General features: G+C 71.1%; 13 protein-coding genes. 4 read left to right on the top strand and 9 right to left on the bottom strand.

Annotated elements, in window-relative coordinates:
• Positions 1 to 148: 148 nt before the first annotated feature.
• Positions 149 to 925: a DUF5995 family protein gene (locus OWR29_RS45660; RefSeq protein WP_267569951.1), complete on the top strand. Its 777-nt coding sequence runs from the start codon at positions 149 to 151 to the stop codon at positions 923 to 925.
• Here OWR29_RS45660 and OWR29_RS45665 read toward each other — a convergent pair.
• The 4 genes from OWR29_RS45665 to OWR29_RS45680 all read right to left on the bottom strand — a co-directional run bounded on the left by OWR29_RS45665 (position 899) and on the right by OWR29_RS45680 (position 4,468).
• On the bottom strand, positions 899 to 2,104 hold the full coding sequence (locus OWR29_RS45665) for an RNA polymerase sigma factor (protein ID WP_267570009.1): 1,206 nt from the start codon (positions 2,102 to 2,104) through the stop codon (positions 899 to 901). The genes OWR29_RS45660 and OWR29_RS45665 overlap by 27 nt on opposite strands.
• A 19-nt stretch (positions 2,105 to 2,123) precedes the next feature.
• On the bottom strand, positions 2,124 to 2,492 hold the full coding sequence (locus OWR29_RS45670; RefSeq protein WP_267569952.1) for a YciI family protein: 369 nt from the start codon (positions 2,490 to 2,492) through the stop codon (positions 2,124 to 2,126).
• A gap of 96 nt (positions 2,493 to 2,588) precedes the next feature.
• A complete protein-coding gene (locus OWR29_RS45675) occupies positions 2,589 to 3,188 on the bottom strand; it encodes a hypothetical protein (RefSeq protein WP_267569953.1) in 600 nt (199 codons plus the stop codon).
• Between the two features lie 245 nt (positions 3,189 to 3,433).
• The gene (locus OWR29_RS45680; RefSeq protein ID WP_267569954.1) at positions 3,434 to 4,468 is read right to left on the bottom strand and encodes a LacI family DNA-binding transcriptional regulator; all 1,035 of its coding nucleotides are present in this window, start codon (positions 4,466 to 4,468) and stop codon (positions 3,434 to 3,436) included.
• A gap of 156 nt (positions 4,469 to 4,624) precedes the next feature.
• On the opposite strand from OWR29_RS45680, the gene OWR29_RS45685 reads away from it, so the two are divergent.
• Positions 4,625 to 6,019 carry a DUF1996 domain-containing protein gene (locus tag OWR29_RS45685; RefSeq protein ID WP_438872744.1) on the top strand — a complete coding sequence of 465 codons (1,395 nt, stop codon included), beginning with the start codon at positions 4,625 to 4,627 and terminating at the stop codon, positions 6,017 to 6,019.
• Positions 6,020 to 6,071: 52 nt separating this feature from the next.
• On the opposite strand, the gene OWR29_RS45690 is transcribed toward OWR29_RS45685, so the two are convergent.
• The 4 genes from OWR29_RS45690 to OWR29_RS45705 form a co-directional block, all read right to left on the bottom strand.
• Positions 6,072 to 6,644, bottom strand: coding sequence for a DUF305 domain-containing protein (locus tag OWR29_RS45690; RefSeq protein WP_267569955.1), 573 nt, complete (start codon positions 6,642 to 6,644; stop codon positions 6,072 to 6,074).
• A gap of 101 nt (positions 6,645 to 6,745) precedes the next feature.
• Positions 6,746 to 7,117 (bottom strand): VOC family protein, encoded by a 372-nt coding sequence (locus OWR29_RS45695; RefSeq protein ID WP_267569956.1) that lies wholly within the window; start codon positions 7,115 to 7,117, stop codon positions 6,746 to 6,748.
• 104 nt (positions 7,118 to 7,221) lie between these two features.
• Positions 7,222 to 10,245, bottom strand: a complete 3,024-nt coding sequence (locus tag OWR29_RS45700) for a discoidin domain-containing protein (RefSeq protein WP_267569957.1) — start codon at positions 10,243 to 10,245, stop codon at positions 7,222 to 7,224.
• 164 nt (positions 10,246 to 10,409) lie between these two features.
• On the bottom strand, positions 10,410 to 11,507 hold the full coding sequence (locus OWR29_RS45705; RefSeq protein WP_267569958.1) for a calcium:cation antiporter: 1,098 nt from the start codon (positions 11,505 to 11,507) through the stop codon (positions 10,410 to 10,412).
• A 64-nt stretch (positions 11,508 to 11,571) separates the two neighbouring features.
• On the opposite strand from OWR29_RS45705, the gene OWR29_RS45710 reads away from it, so the two are divergent.
• Positions 11,572 to 12,576 (top strand): glutathione S-transferase family protein, encoded by a 1,005-nt coding sequence (locus tag OWR29_RS45710; RefSeq protein ID WP_267569959.1) that lies wholly within the window; start codon positions 11,572 to 11,574, stop codon positions 12,574 to 12,576.
• A 4-nt stretch (positions 12,577 to 12,580) separates the two neighbouring features.
• Here the strand turns inward: OWR29_RS45710 and OWR29_RS45715 are convergent, their stop codons facing one another.
• Entirely contained in the window at positions 12,581 to 13,225 is a 645-nt protein-coding gene (locus OWR29_RS45715) for a Rossmann-fold NAD(P)-binding domain-containing protein (RefSeq protein ID WP_267569960.1), read from the bottom strand.
• An 89-nt stretch (positions 13,226 to 13,314) separates the two neighbouring features.
• Between OWR29_RS45715 and OWR29_RS45720 the strand changes: the two genes are divergently transcribed.
• Positions 13,315 to 16,086, top strand: coding sequence for an SWIM zinc finger family protein (locus OWR29_RS45720; RefSeq protein WP_267569961.1), 2,772 nt, complete (start codon positions 13,315 to 13,317; stop codon positions 16,084 to 16,086).
• Positions 16,087 to 16,132 lie beyond the last annotated feature (46 nt).

The raw sequence follows: 16,132 nt of genomic DNA on the forward strand, positions 1-16,132 counted from the left end.
TTTCGTTATAAAGGCGCGCACCGCTACGTAGTTCTACCGATCCCTACGTAGGCCGCCTTTGGAAGTCTGTGGTCACGGGGGAGCACCACCCGGCGGCCACCGCCGCCGGGTGGTGCTGGGGGCCCTCCGCCGATGTGGAGGAGAACCCATGAACCAGTCGGTCTGGGGACCTGTGCAGCGGGAGATGAGCGATCTTCTGCAAGGCCACCCCGACGACGTCCCCGCCGTGGTCGAGCAGCTCAAGGAGCTTCAGGGCATCCTCGGCCACGTGCCGCCGCTGCTGCGCGGGAACCCGCTGTGCGACTTCAACCAGCTCTACCTGACGATCACCGAGGGTGTGCTGGAGCGGTTGTACGCCGGCGAGTTCAAAGACCCGGCATTCCTGTCCCGGCTCGACGTGGAGTTCGCGGCCCGCTACTTCGACGCGCTACGGGCCTGGGCCGGTGCGGATGCGAGCCCACGCTGCCCCGAGGTGTGGGCGTGCCTGTTCCAGCGCATCCCGGGGCCGGACTGCCGTCCGCTGCCGTCGGCCTGCGCCGGGGTCAACGCGCACATCAACTACGACCTGCCGTTCGCGCTGGTGACCACGTTCGACCACCTGGGCACCGACCCGATCGACGACAGCGACCAGCACCACGACTACCTCGAGATCAACGAGATCTTCGCCGACGCCATCCCGGGCCTGCGCCGCGGCTACCTCGAGAAGTGGCAGCTGCTGATCGACACGATGAACGGCTGCCTGGACGACTGGTGGCAGGGCGAGGCGGTCGAGTACACCCGCAACGTGGCCTGGCGCAACGCGCAGAAGCTGTGGGGCGTACGGCATGACATGACCGCCACCGACCGCGAGCGGGCCGGCCTCGACAAGACGGCGGCCGGGCTCAGCCGGCTGCTGCTCTCACCGCTCGGGTCGTTCCTGCAGTAGGGCGCGGGCGGTCAGGTAGCGCTGCTCGGGCGCGCTGGTGGTGAGCTTGGCCGCGGCCAGGTAGGCCTCGCGCGCCTCCTCGGCGAAGCCCGCCTGTTCCAGCAAATGGGCCCGCACGGCCGCCAGGCGGTGGTGGCCGGCCATCCGCTCGTCACCCGCCAGCTCGCCGATCACGGCCAGACCGGCCAGCGGTCCCCGGGTGCGGGCCACCGCGACGGCCCGGTTCAACGTCACCATGGGGCCCGGCGCGATGGTCTCAAGTACCTCGTACAGGGCAAGGATTTGAGCCCAATCGGTCTCGCCGTCGCTCTCGGCCTCGTCGTGCAACGCGGCGATGGCCGCCTGTACCTGATAAGGCCCGAGCGGCCCGCGCCCGAGGGTGGCCGACACCAGCGCCACCCCTTCGGTGATCTTCTCTTTGCTCCACAGCGAACGGTCCTGCCGGTCGAGGGGCACCAGTTCCCCGCCGTACGTCGTCCGAGCGTCGCGGCGGGCGTCGGTGAGCAGCATCAACGCCAGCAGCCCGGCCGTCTCGTGATCACCCGGAACCAGCTCCCGCAGCAGCCGGGTCAGCCGGATCGCCTCGCCGGTCAGCTCGGCCCGCTGCAATTCCGGCCCGCCGCTCGCCGTGTACCCCTCGTTGAAAATCAAATACAGAACTTGCCGTACGACCCTCAGGCGCTCGGCGCGTTCGGCGCCCGGGGCCGGCGGCGGGAACTCCGCCCCGCTCCTGCGGATGGTCTGCTTGGCCCGGCTGATCCGCTGGGCGATGGTCGGCTCCGGCACCAGGAAGGCCGACGCGATCTCGGCCGTGGTCAGGCCGCCGACCGCCCGCAGGGTGAGCGCCAGCTGCGACGGCGGGGAGAGCGACGGGTGCGCGCAGAGGAAGAGCAGGGCCAGGGTGTCGTCCCGGTCCGGAACCTGCGCCTCGCCGTCCGCCCAGGCCAGGGCGTCCGCCGCCTCCCGCCGCCGGCGGGCGCTGTCGCTGCGGAACTCGTCGACCAGCCGCCGGGTGGCCACCGAGATCAGCCACGAGCGCGGGTTGGCCGGGGTCCCCTCGCGCGGCCACTGCAGGGCCGCCGCGAGCAGCGCCTCCTGCACCGCGTCCTCGGCCGCGTCGAACTGCCCGTACCGGCGTACGAGCGCCCCCAGCACTTGCGGCGCCAGCTCCCGCAGCATCCCGTCCAGCACGGCCGGCTCAGTTCTCGTCGTACTCGGGCGGCCCGTCGGGAACCTCGCGCAGCTCGACCTTCCGCGACCAGAACGCGACCCGCCCGGCCAGTTCGACCGCCCGCTCCTCCCCCGCCACGTCGAGGATCCAGAACCCGGCCAGCGATTCCTTGCTTTCCGCGTACGGGCCATCGGTGACAGCCACCTGCCCGTCCTCATAACTGACGGTCCTGGCCGTCGACGGGAACGCCAGCCCACGCGCGTCGACCAGCTCGCCGGTCTTCGCCAGCTCGGCGTTGAAGTCGCCCATGAACTGCATCATGTCGCGCACCCAGGCCGGGTCGGCCGTGGCCGCCATCTCGCCGCCGTCACCGAACATCATCACGATGTACTTCATCGCCGGAACCCCTCTCGTTCGCTGCTGTCGCCCGGTAGTCGGAGCCGCCGGCCCGTCCTCGACATGCTCGCCGGAAATCTTCTCCGGCGCCGGGCGCTACCGCTTCCCGCAGGTCCAGGTGATCGTGCCGCTGACGGCGTCGCCGGGCGAACTGCCCTCGCGGCGGTTCGCCAGTTTCGTGAACGTCCAGGAGCCGCCGCCCCGGCCATCGGTGGTTGCCGAGCTGGCGGCGCCGCCCGCCCAGACCGCGTAGACGGAATCGTCGATCGCGACCATCGGGCGCGAGTCCGGCCCGGCGATCTGCCCCTGGGGGTAAGTGCCGGGGCCGGCGTAGTCGGCGATCCACATGCCCAGGCTGATGCCGCGGCCGCCGATCGAGTCGTCGAACTCGCCCGCCGCCAGATACTGCCCGTCGGCGGTGCCCTTCGCGTATTCCGCGCAGGTCTTCAAGGAGTGCCGGCCGCCGGACGGAGCGGTCGCGGTGGTCACGCCCTTAACCGTGACGGCGCCGGTGATGTCGACCTTGAGGGTGACCTTGGGACCGAGGGCAGCCTCAACCTCATCGGAGATCTCGCTGCCGGGCGGGCCGGTGTCCAGCACCGGCCCGGGCCCGGCCTCGGCGCTGCCACACGCGGCGAGGGTCACGAATGCAGTGGCGGCCACCAGGGCCGAGGCGGTCCGTCGAGCGCTGAGCATGTTTGTCACTCCTTGTCTGACCTGTGCGGACAGATTGGAGGACGCCCCCAAAGAACAACCAAAGACCACCACGGACGAGGGACCGTCGACTGGCAGTGCACCGACCTGCCCCGCGCCGCCATCCAGCACGACCTGCTGTCCACGCTGGGTCGGCCCATGTCGGTCTTCGCCGTCATCAAGAACCGCGCGGTGGCCCGCCTGGAACACCTGCTCGAGCACGGAACCGACCCCGGCTGCGAGGAGAACTAGGCCGACTCGCGTTCGACCAGGACCGGCTCGTAGATGACTGAGGAGACGCGCATGGCCGGGTCTTCGATGCGGGCCAGCAGCAGGCGGGCGGCCTCGGCCGCCATGTCCTCCAGCGGGTGGCGGATCGTGGTCAGGGCCGGCGAGGCGGCGACCGCGGCGCTGCTGTCGTCGAAGCCGACGACGGCCAGGTCGTCCGGCACGCGGCGGCCGGCCTCGCGCAGGGCGGCCAGGGCGCCCAGGGCCATCAGGTCGTTGGCCACGAACACGCCGTCCAGCTCGGGGTTCGCGGCCAGCAGGGTCCGCATCGCGGCCTCGCCGCTGTCGCGGGTGAAGTTGCCTGTCTCGATCGGCACCCAGCCGTGGCCGCGCCGGGCCAGCGCCCGGCGGAAGCCGGCCACCCGGTCGCTGCTGGCGGGCACGTCGGCCGGGCCCGAGATCATGCCGATGCGCTGGCAGCCGCGGGTCAGCAGGTGCTCGGCGGCCAGCGCGGCGCCGGTGTCGTTGGCCAGGTCCACATAGTCGATCGGCACCGGTTCGGCCGGGCGGCCGATCAGCACGGCCGGCACGTCGCCCTCGGTGAGCATGCGGGGCAGCGGGTCGACGGCGGGCAGGCTGAGCACGATCGCCCCGTCGGCCTGACCGTTGCGCAGGTCGCCGACCAACCGCTTGCGCCCGTCGTCGGTGCCGACGATCTGCAGAGCCAGCTGGACGCCCTGGCGGCGCAGCACGCTCATCAACCCGCCCACGACCCGGCCGAAGTACGGGTCGGCGAAGAAGCGGCTCATGAACGGGTCGTCGTCGTGCGACTCGGAATCGGAGACGACCAGCGCGACCGTGCCCGTGCGGCGGGTGACCAGTGATCGGGCCAGCCGGTTGGGCACGTAACCGGTGCGGCCCACCGCGTCCCACACGACCTCGTGCAGCTGCGGGTCGACGTTGCGGATCCCGTTGATCACCCGGGACACCGTCGCGCGGGAGACCCCGGCGACCCGCGCCACGTCCTCGAGGGTGGGGAGCCGCTCGGTTCTCATGACCGTCTTTATAGCACAGCGGGAAAGCGCTCTCCGCCAGCGCGGCTGACGGCCGTACCCAAGTTCCGGAACCAGCGGAAACACGCGTACGTATTGACGTTCTTGACATCTCGGCGTAACACTCGGAAAGCGCTCTCCAACCCGAAGGAGACTCGAGTGAATCCCCTACCCAGGCGCCTCCTTAATCTCAGCGCGGTCGCGGCCCTCACCGCGACCGCCGTCCTCACCGGCATCCACGCCGCTCAGGCCGCCGACACCCTCATCTCGCAGGGCCGTCCCACCCTCGCCTCGTCGTCCGAGAACGGCGGCGCCCCGGCCGCCGCGGCCGTCGACGGCAACCTCACCACCCGGTGGGGCAGCGCGTGGAGCGACCCGCAGTGGCTGCGCGTCGACCTCGGCGGCACCGCCACCATCAGCCAGGTCAAGCTGACCTGGGAGGCCGCGTACGCCAAGGCCTTCCAGATCCAGACCTCGCCCGACGGCAACAACTGGACGAACGTCTACAGCACGACCACGGCCACCGGCGGCACCCAGACCTTGCCGGTCACCGGTTCCGGTCGCTACGTGCGGATGTACGGAACACAGCGCGGCACCGGCTACGGCTACTCGCTGTACGAGTTCCAGGTGTACGGAACGCTCACCTCGGCCCCGCCGACGAGCGGACCGGGCTACGTGATGGCCGACCCGCCGGTGACCGGGGTGGTCCCGTCGACCGCCACGCCGCCGGACACCAACCCGCCCACCACGCACCACGAGTTCCAGATGAACTGCTCGGTGAGCCGGAGCAACCTCAACGACGACCCGATCGTCTTCCCCGGCCTGCCCGGCGCCTCGCACTCGCACACGTTCATGGGCAACACCACGACCAACGCGGGCACGACGTACGCCAGCCTCAAGAACGGCAGCACCTCGTGCATCACGCCCGGCGACAAGACCGGCTACTGGATGCCGACGCTGCTCAACGGCGACACCGCCGTCCAGCCGGTGGGCCGGCAGGTCATCTACTACAAGTCCGGCGTCATCGACTACCGCAGCGTGCGCCCGTTCCCCGCGGGTCTGCGCTACCTGGTCGGCAGCCCCACCGCCACGATCGACGACTTCCGCAACCACCCGGGCGCGGTCGAGGGCTTCGAGTGCGGCGACCTGTCGTTCAACTGGGACATCCCGGCCAGCTGCGCGCCGGGCACCCAGCTCAACGTCCGGTTCCAGGCGCCCAGCTGCTGGAACGGGCTGCACCTGGACACGCCCGACCACAAGAGCCACATGGCGTACCCGGTCCTCGGGGTCTGCCCGGCCTCGCACCCGGTGGCCGTGCCGATGATCGAGTTCAAGATGGCCTGGCCGGTCAGCGGGAACATGGCCAACGTCCACTTCTCCAGCGGACGCGGCTTCTCGTTCCACTACGACGTGTTCAACGCCTTCGACGGCCCGACGCTGGCCGCGCTGGTCCGCCACTGCATCAACGGGGGTCTGCAGTGCGACCCGCGCGGTTTCGACCTCTACAAGCCCGAACGGGGCGCGGCGCTCAACCAGAACTACGAGCTGCCCTGATCAACGGCTGAGAAAACGGGCGTCGCCGATTAATGGCGGCGCCCGTTCCGGCTTATGCGGCGGGCGTGCTCGGCAATGTGGACAGTGCGACATCGCGCGTCCGCAGAATTTGCAACGCCAAATCGCGGGTCTGCGGCTCGACCCCCGATTTGTCCTCGCTGCGGGCCAGGCTCTGGCTCTGTTCCAGGTGAGCCTTCACGAGCCCGGTGACCGTCTGGTCGAAGGCCTCGCCGGCCAGCGAGGCGGCGTCGCGCACCTGCTCGGGCGTGACCATGCCGGGCATCGGCATGCCCTCGTGCGGGTTCTCGGCGGGCAGGCCGGCCCGGGAGTGCAGCTGGCGCAGAATGCTCAGCTCGCCCTCGGTGAACGCCTTGACCTGCACCGCCATGGCCAGTGTGGCCGGCTTCTTCGTACGCTTGGGCACCAGTTCGAGCAGCGGCAGCAGCTGCTCGTCCATCGCGATGTTGATCTCGATCCAGGCCAGGTCGGTGCCGCCGAAGCCGGCCACCGCGGCGGCCCCGGCCGAGGCCGGGGCGGACGGATCGGAGCCGGCGGACGTCCCCGTCGCCGAACAGCCCGCCAGCCCGAGCACACCGACGAGCAGCAGACGGGGAAATGCTTTCACGTCCGCGATTCTGTCCGTTTACCGGCACCGGTGTCAACGAGTCGATATTGATGAATGTTTTTGTTATTCGGGCCGCCGCCGCCCGTCGCACGGGATGAGAATTAAGCGTTCTCCCACAGGCCGATGAGATTGCCCTCGGTGTCGTGGAAGTAGGCGCTGAAGCCCATGTCACCCACCGGTGAGCGGCCGATCGCGACCTTGCCGCCCAGCTTCTCGATCCGGGCGACCGCGTCGTCGATGCTGTCGACCCCGATGGTGATGATCGGGGCGGTGATGGGACCCTGGCGGGCCATCATGCCGCCGTTGATGCCGCGCTCGGCAGGGACGCCCTGGTCGTCGGTGGGCGTGGTCGTCACCAACGTGTACTGATAGTTGGCCATGGAGTTGAGCTGCCAGCCGAAGGCCTCGGCATAGAACGTCGTGGCGCGCTCGCCGTCGTCGAACGGCAACTCGAAGTGGATCACCTTGTCCATCTCGCCACCTCCCTCGCCTCGACCTTAGGACGCGGACGACGGCCGCAAAAGACCAGCAAGAGGGGCGCCGCGGCCGAAGCCACGACGCCCCTCTTCTTCAACGCTCAGCGGCGATAGACGCCGAACTCCCAGAGCGAGTACCCGTACGAGGTAGCCCGCGTCAGCCCGTTCATGCGGACATAACGCCCGCTGCCCGACACGCTCAGCTCGTCGAAGCCGCCGTCCCCGCTGGTGGTCGCGTAGACGGTGGTCCAGTTCGTGCCGTCGTTCGAGGTCTGGATCTGGTAGCCGGTCGCGTACGCCGCCTCCCAGGCCAGCCGCACGGCGTTGAACGACTGCACCGAGCCCAGGTCGACCTGCAGCCACGCCGTGCCGACCCATTCACTGGCCCACCGAGTGCCGTAGTCACCGTCGACGGCGTACGAGGGAAGCTGTGGCCCGTTCGTGCCGGTGGGCTGGTAGGTCGAGGCGGTCGCCGGCTTGCCCCGCGACAGGTTGGCGCCGGTCTCGGGCGGCGCGACCACGCGGATCGACTTCTGCTCGATGCCGACGTTGCCGTGCCCGTCGAAGGCGTACACATAGACCTTCCACACCCCGAGGCGCTCCGGGGCCTTGGCCGTGAAGGTGCCGTTGCCGTTGTCGGTGAAGGTCACGTTGGTCAGCCCGGTGCCGCCGCCTGCGTACTTGTCGGAGTACATGAGGTTGTAGCGGATGAGGTCGCCCTGCGGGTCGGTCGCGTTCACCGACACGTTCAAAGTTCCCCCGGCCGGTACGGCGGTCTGGTTCGCGACCGTCATGCCGGTGATCTCGGGCGGCGTGTTGGCCGGCGTCTGCCCGGTCCAGGCCCGGCTCAGCGAGTAGTAGCCGTGCCGCCGCCACCCGCCGGTGAACGTATTGAGCCACACGCCGCCGAAGTCGTTCTCGAGCCCGTAGTGGAACTCGGTCGCGCCCAGCGCCACCGTCGGGTGCGCGTTGATGGCGGCCCAGCTGCTGGCGTACTGGTCACGCTTCTGCAGGTCGGTGGGCTCGGTCGGCACCCCGTTGACGTCGTTGGGCACCTCCCACTCGCCGGCCGGTCCGGCCTCGGTGACGATGTACGGCTTCGTGTAGCCGCCGGCCTGCCAGTCCGGGTAAATGTTGCCGATGGCTCCGTACGAGTTGACCGCAAGCAGATCGAGCGCCGGCGCATATTGCTTGTAGTAGGGCCAGGCCCCCGTGTACGCGTCGGTCGAGGTCACCGGGTGGTTCGGGTCGGCCGCGTGGATGGCCACCGCGACCTCGTTCACGAACTTGGCGTAGCCGACCCGCCGCGCCTCGACCTCGGCCGCCGACAGCCCGTGGTCCTGCATCGTGAGGATGACCTCGTTGCCGACGTCCCACATCAGTACGCCGGGATTGTTTTTCAGGGTGTTGACCCGGGCCACGATCTCGGCCTTGACCGAGTTCTTGTACGCGGTGTCGTTCACGTAGTCGGCGCCCTGGTTGAGCCAGTGCCCGACGATCACCTTGATGCCCTGCCGCGACGCCCGGTCGAGCAGCGTCGGGGTGTTCGCGTCGTCCACGCCCCACGTGCGGATCGTGTTGACGCCCATGTTCCTCAGGTCGCGCATGTAGCCGTCGGCCGCGGCCTGCGGCGGGCCGTAGGTCAAACCCTTCACCTGGTACGGCGATCCGTTGACCTGCAGCTGCCAGTTGCCCTGGCTACCCGTCACCCGCACCACATTGGGCGCCGTGGGTGCGGCCGGGTCGGTCATGGCGGCGGGCACCGTCCCGGTCGCCGTGCGGGCCACGCTGACCGAGTCCACGCTGAGCACGCCGCCCGAGGTGGTGTCGGCCGTCGGCGTGGTGCGCCCGGCGATGGCGTTGGGCAGCGAGCCGCCGATGGCCAGGTCGAGCCGCAGGAAGAAGCCGTGGTGCACGGCCGCGTTCCAGGCCGCGACGCCGACCTGTGACTCGCGGACGATCCAGGTCTGCCGGCCGTCGAGGTAGAAGCGGATCTCCTCGTCGGTCTTGGTGCGGTCGATGATCTGCGTGTACTCGTGGTAGCCGGTCTGGCAGCCGGCGCAGCTCGCGAAGCCCGAGGAGCGGCCGTTGTACTCGGCGCACGGGCCGTCCGGGGCCGTGCCGCAGTGCAGCGTCTGCGCGAGCTGGCTCCGGCCGTTGACGCCGGTCATGATGTCGGTCTCGCCCACACCCGGCCAGTTGGTGAAGTTCCCGCGGTACGCCGCACCGGTGGCGCGGAAACCCGGCCAGTAGCCGAGCTGGTTGGCGACCGAGGGCTGCTTGAGCACGGCCGTGAACTTCGTCTGCTGCCCGGCCAGGGGCTCGAAGTCGGCCCGCTGCGTCTCGAGGCGGCCCGAGGTCCAGTTGCCGCTGCCGTCCTTGATGGCCTTGATGCTCAGCCGCCCGCTGCCGTCGAGCGCGACGTTGGCCGTGCTGTTGCTCGCCGTCTCGACCTCGCCGGTGCCCCAGTTGGCGGCGCCGCCCGGGTACTGCGTGCCGGTACGCATGAGCCAGTTGGCCGACGACGGCGAGGTGCCGGCCGGGCCGTCGAACGTGTCCTGCCAGACCGTGGTGAAGTTGCCCGGCGGCTGGGTGGTCGGCGGCGGGTCGGTCGGCGTGGTGCCGCCCGTCGAGCCGTACACCTTGAACTCCCACAGCGAGTAGCCGTAGCCGCCGTTGCGGGCAGTGCCGTAGAGCCGCACGTACCGGCCGCTGCCGTTCACGGTCAGCGTCTCGGTGCCGCCGGTTCCGCCGGTCTTGGTGTAGATGGACGTCCAGGCGTTGCCGTCGGGCGAGGTCTGGATCTGGTAGCCCGTGCCGTAGGCGGCCTCCCACTGCAGCACCACCGAGGTGATGGTGGCGGTGGCGCCCAGGTCGACCCGCAGCCACTGCGGGTCGGAGAACTGGCTCGACCAGCGGGTGCCGGCGTTGCCGTCGGTAGCGTTGGCGGCCACGGTGTCGGCGGTCTCGTTGGACGAGGCCGTGGTGGGCTTGCCCTGCGAGAGCAGGGTGTCGGCGGCGTAGGCGCCGTGCGGTGCGGCCACGGTCAGGTACGCGGCGACCAGGCCGAGCACGAGGGGGATCACGAGGCGGCGCCACAGGCGTGGCGGGGAGAAAGCCGGCACGGGAACTCCTGGGGATGTCGGGAACGCTCGGGGAAAGCGCTCTCCATGAATGGCCGAAGTGTTACGCCGGGCTTTCACGCGTGTCAATAGCGAGCGGAGAGTCGAGGGCCTTTGTCCGCTTTACCGGCGCGTTTTTTACAGCCTCGGAGAGCGTTCTCCGAACGCTACGGGCTGGCCGCCAGGAAGAGGAAAGCGGCCAGCAGAGCCAGGTGTACGCCGCCCTGCAGCACGTTGGCCCGGCCCGGCACGATCGTCAGGGTGCCGACCACGACGGTCAGGCCCAGCAGCACCATCTGGGTGCCGCCCAGCCCGAGCAGCAGCGGGCCGTCCAGCCAGATCATCGCGACCGCGATGGCCGGGATGGTCAGGCCGATGCTGGCCATGGCTGAGCCGACGGCCAGGTTGAGGCTGGTCTGCACCCGGTCGCGGACGGCGGCGCGGACGGCCGCGATCGTCTCGGGCAGCAGCACCAGCAGGGCAATCACGACGCCGACCACGGCCTGGGGCAGGCCGATCGCGTCGACCCCGGCCTCGATCGACGGGGAGACGCCCTTGGCCAGGCCGACCACCGCGATCAGGGCCACCATCAGCACGCCCAGGCTGGCCAGGGCCGTGCGGCCGCTCGGCGGGTCCAGGTGCTCCTCGACGTCGATCACTTCGCCGCTCGAGGTGATGGGCAGGAAGTAGTCGCGGTGCCGGCGGGTCTGCACCGTGACGAACAGGGCGTAGAGGGCCAGCGACGAGACTGCGGCAAAGGTCAGCTGGGCCGGTGAGAACTGCGGGCCGGGGCGACTCGTAGTGAAGCTGGGCACCACCAGGCTGAGCGTGGCGATGGTGGCCACCGTGGCGAACGCGCCGCCGGTGCCCTCGGCATTGAAGACCGCCACGTGCCGGCGTAACGCCCCGACCAGCAGCGAGATGCCGAGCAGGCCGTTGCAGGTGATCATCACGGCCGCGAACACGGTGTCCCGGGCCAGCGACTGGGTCTTCTCACCGCCGCTGATCATGAGGGTCACGATGAGCGCGACCTCGATGATCGTGACCGCGACGGCCAGCACCAGCGAGCCGAACGGCTCCCCGACCCGGTGGGCCACCACCTCGGCGTGGTGGACGGCGGCCAGCACGGCCCCGCCGAGCAGGCAGGCGGCCACGACCACCACGACCGACGGCAGGTGGCGACCCCAGGTGAGCGCGAGGGCGACGACGGCGATGATCGGGACGAACACCGTCCACTGCCCGAGGTAGCTCCGGATGGCGGCCATCAGGCCACTCTGTCAGATTCCGCTTCGACGGGCGCTGGGTCGCCCGAAGCAGCAGGATGGGGACATGGCGTACGTGAACCCCCAGGGCGAATTCACCCGGGATCAGCGATACATCGCGACCCGGATCACCGAGGACGGCCGGGACGGCTACCCCGTCGAACCGGGCCGCTACCGCCTGGTGGTCGCCCGGGCCTGCCCGTGGGCCAACCGGGCGATCATCGTGCGCCGCCTGCTCGGGCTCGAGGACGTGCTCTCGATGGGCATCTGCGGCCCGACCCACGACGAGCGCAGCTGGACGTTCGACCTCGACCCGGGCGGGCGCGACCCGGTGCTCGGCATCGAGCGGCTGCAGGAGGCGTACTTCAAGCGGATCCCGGACTACGACAAGGGCATCACCGTGCCCGCGATCGTCGACGAGCCGACCGGTCAGGTGGTCACCAACGACTTCGCGCAGATGACGATCGACCTGTCCCTGGAGTGGACGGCCTACCACCGCGAGGGTGCCCCCAAGCTCTACCCGGAAGAGCTTCGCGGCGAGATCGACAAGATCAACAAGGCGGTCTTCACCGAGGTCAACAACGGCGTCTACCGGGCGGGCTTCGCCGGCACCCAGGAGGCCTACGAGAAGGCCTACGACCGGCTCTTCGCCCAGCTCGACAAGCTCTCGGAACTACTGGCCGGCCAGCGCTACCTGGTCGGCGACACGATCACCGAGGCCGACGTGCGGCTGTTCACCACGCTGGCCCGCTTCGACGCCGCCTACCACGGGCACTTCAAGTGCAACCGCAGCAAGCTGACCGAGATGCCGGTGCTGTGGGCCTACGCCCGCGACCTTTTCCAGACGCCCGGCTTCGGCGACACCACTGACTTCGTACACATCAAGCAGCACTACTACATCGTTCACAAAGACATCAATCCTACCGGCGTCGTGCCCAAGGGCCCCGACCTGAGCGGCTGGCTGACCCCGCACGACCGCGAGAAGCTGGGCGGCCGGCCCTTCGGCGACGGCACTCCCCCGCCCCCGCCCAAGCCGGCCGAACGCGTGCCGGCCGGGCACGGGGCTTCCTAGCGTCCTACCGGAAGTCGGCGTTCTCGACGATGTGGTTCGGGAAGCCGACGCGGGCCGCCCGCAGCATGGCCTGACTCAGCTTGTCGGTGGTGGTGACGTACTTGGGGGCGAGCCGTTCCAGCAGCGGCACCAGCGGGCCGACGGCGGTGTAGATCGCGTTGTAGTAGCCGGTCTTGGAGCGGACGCCGTGCATCGGCTGGATCATGCCGGGGCGGAAGGCGTACGCGTTGGGCAGCAGGTCGATGAGGTCGCGCTCGGCCCGGCCCTTGACCCGCTGCCACATCTGGCGGCCCTGCTCGTTGGTGCCCGCCCCCGAGACGTACACGAAAGCGGTTCGGGGGTTGAGCTCGGCGAAGGTGCGCGCGGCGGCCATCGGGTAGTCGTAGCTGACCCGGGTGTACGCGGCCTCGTCCATACCCACGGACGAGACGCCCAGGCAGTAGAAGCAGGCGTCGAAGCCGCGCAGCTGCTCCTTGATCGGAGTGAGGTCGGCGAAGTCGTCCAGCTCGACCTCGCGCAGTTTGGGGTGCGAAACCCCGGTCGGCGTACGGATGACCGCCAGCACCTCGTCGACGTCGGGCGCGAGCAGGCTCGCCCGCAGCGCGCCCTGGCCGACCATGCCGGTCGCCCCGAAGACCACGACCTTCATCGTTCCCCCTTTTTCGAGCTCACCGCGATCATTTCACCGCGCTCCCGGCGGGCGGGGAAATTGTCGTACCCGCGGCCTAGGGTTTGCCCGTGACCGTTGAACGATGGCCGGCCGCCCAGGTCGAGACGCTCGCCCCCGATCCCCCATCGGTGAAGGCGGCCCGCGGCCTGTCCACCCCCGGGTCGTGGTCGGCCACCGGCCGGCTCGACGACATCCTGTGGGGACAGTGCCGCGGCTATCAGGTCTGCGTCGACCTGGCCGGTCCCGCGTTCAAGTGCAACTGCCCCAGCCGCAAGATCCCCTGCAAGCACGCCCTCGGCCTGCTCCTGCTCTGGTCCGAGTCCGATGTGTCGGCCGCCCCGCCGGCCGCGTTCGCTCGCGAGTGGCAGACCGCTCGGGCAGCCCGGGCCGCGGCCAAGCCCAAGGCCGCCGCGACTCCCGATCCGGCCGCCGCGGCCAAGCGGGTCGAGCAGCGGGCCGAGCGGGTCGCCGGCGGCCTGGCCGAGCTGCGCCGCTGGCTCGACGACCAGATCCGCCAGGGCCTGGCCGGCGCCCAGCGCGGCGGCCCGCAGCCGTTCGAGACCATGGCCGCCCGCCTGGTCGACGCCCAGGCGCCCACCGCGGCGGGGGCCGTGCGCCGGCTCGGCTCGGTGGCCGGCGTCGGGCCGCACTGGGCCGACCGGTTGCTCGGCGAGCTCGCGCTGCTGCAGCTGCTCGTCTCCGGTTACGACCGCCTGACCGAGCTGCCGCCCGAGCTGGCCGCCACCGTGCGCAGCCGCATCGGCTTCCCCGTGGCGACTGACGACGTGCTGGCCGGCCCGCGCGTGTCCGACCGGTGGCAGGTGCTGGGCCAGGTCGACTCCGACGACGGCGCGCTGACCACCCGTCGTACGTGGCTGCGTGGCGCCGGCCAGGGCCGGTTCGCGCTGGTGCTCTCGTTCGCCGCTCCGGGTCAGCCGCTGGTCTCCGACCTCGTTCCCGGCACGGAATTCCGCGGCGAGCTGACGTTTTATCCCGGCTCGGCCCCGCTGCGGGCGCTGGTGGCCGAACGGGTCAGCGCGGCCGAGGCGTTCCGCGAGCCCGACGGCGCTGTTCCGCCGGCTGAGGCGCTGGCCTTCTACAGCGCCACCGTCGCCGCCGAACCGTGGCGATTCGACGCTCCCGTCCTGCTCAGCGGCGTCGTGCCGAGCGCCGACGGCTGGCTGGTCGACGAGTCCGGCGCCGCCCTCCCGCTCGCCCCCGGCCACCGCGAGCCGTGGTGGCTGCTGGCCGCGGCCGGCGGGCAGCCCGCCACCGTGGCCGCCGAGTGGTCGCCCATCGGCCTGCGGCCGCTCGCGGCGTGGGCCGAGGGCGCGTACGTCCCAGCCGGCCCGCAAGTGCCCGACACGTCCGCGCCCCGCCACCCCGAGCTGCCGCCCGAGTTGCTGGCCGCGGCCCTGGTCGGCACCAACCGCCGCCCCTGGACGGGTGATTCCTCGCTGCTCGAGGCGGCCGCCGTGGCCCTCACCCGCCGCCGGGCCGGCGTGCTGCCCGGCGCCGGTCACGAGGCGGTGCCGGCCGCCCCGGCCGAGACGACGCCCCCGCTGCCCGCCCCGGCCGGCACCCGCGTCCAGCGCATCCTCGCCGGGGCCGTCCCCGGCGGCGCCCAGCTCGCGCAAGAGCTACTGGCCCAGTGGCTGGCTGCCGCGGCCGACCAGGGCGGCCACGTCCCCGCCGTGGTGCTGCCCGCGCTGCTCGACGCCGGCCGCCGCAACTCGATCGTCCGCCCGGCGCTGGCCCGGGTCGCCGGCCGCCGCGGCGCCTGGCTGGCCGGCATGCGCGCCGACTGGCGCTGGCTGCGCGACGAGACGCCGGTGGCCGTCGCCCTGCCCGACTGGCACACGGGCAGCACCGGCGAACGGCTCGGCCACCTCACCGAGCTGCGCGCCACCGACCCCGCCCAGGCCCGCGATCTGCTCGAGAGCACCTGGCCCGAGGAATCCTCGGACGACCGGGCCCGCTTCCTCGGCGCCCTGGCCACCGGCCTCTCCCCCGCCGACGACCCGTTCCTCGAACGGGTTCTGGACGACCGCCGCAAAGAGGTCCGCGAGGCCGCGCTCGAGCTGCTGCGCCGCCTGCCCGGCTCCCAGTTGCGCGCCCGCATGAAAGAGCGTGCTCTGGGCCTCGTCCGGCGCGACCGCCGGATGCTCGGCGCCGACCGGCTCGTGGTCACCCCGCCCGACGAGCTCGACGCCGCCCTGCGCCGCGACGGGGTGGCCTCCACGCCGGCCCGCGGCATCGGAGTGAGCGCCTGGCTGCTCGAAGAGATCGTCGCCGCCACCCCGCTCGACACCTGGTCCGCCCCCGGCACGATGCTCAAGCTGGCCCGCGGCAACGACTGGGAGGCGCCGCTGCTGCACGGCTGGGCCAAGGCCGCCGTCGTGCAAGAGGATCCGGCCTGGGCCGCCGCGCTGCTGCACGAGGCGTCCGGCTCGCTGCGCGAGGCCGTCCGGTGGGATCTGCACCTGGTGCTGCCGCCGGACGAGCTCGGGCGGCTCGCGGCCGACGCCCTGCGCCGCGACGACGGCCTGGCCACCCGGCTGCTGGCGCTGCATCCGGGCCACTGGCCGGAAGAGCTGTCGGTCGCCGTCCTCGAGACGATCGCACACCGCGCCCGCACCGACAGGCACAGCTGGCAGCTGGGCGAGCTGTGCCGCGCGGCCGGGATCTCGATGCCTCCGGGCTACGCCGACCTGGTCGGCCGCCTGGCCCTGCAACTCGACCAGGAACCGGCCGACGCCTCCCGGGTGCGCCCGGTGGCCGACCTGGCCCGCACCCTGGCGTTCCGCCACGACATGCTCGCCGAACTTTCCGCCGCCTGACCAACCGAACTTTTTCTGTCAGAGGTCGGCGATAGCCTTCGGCCCT

Origin of the sequence: Paractinoplanes pyxinae (assembly GCF_026626335.1) — a bacterium.
In the GTDB taxonomy this organism is placed as follows: domain Bacteria; phylum Actinomycetota; class Actinomycetes; order Mycobacteriales; family Micromonosporaceae; genus Actinoplanes; species Actinoplanes pyxinae.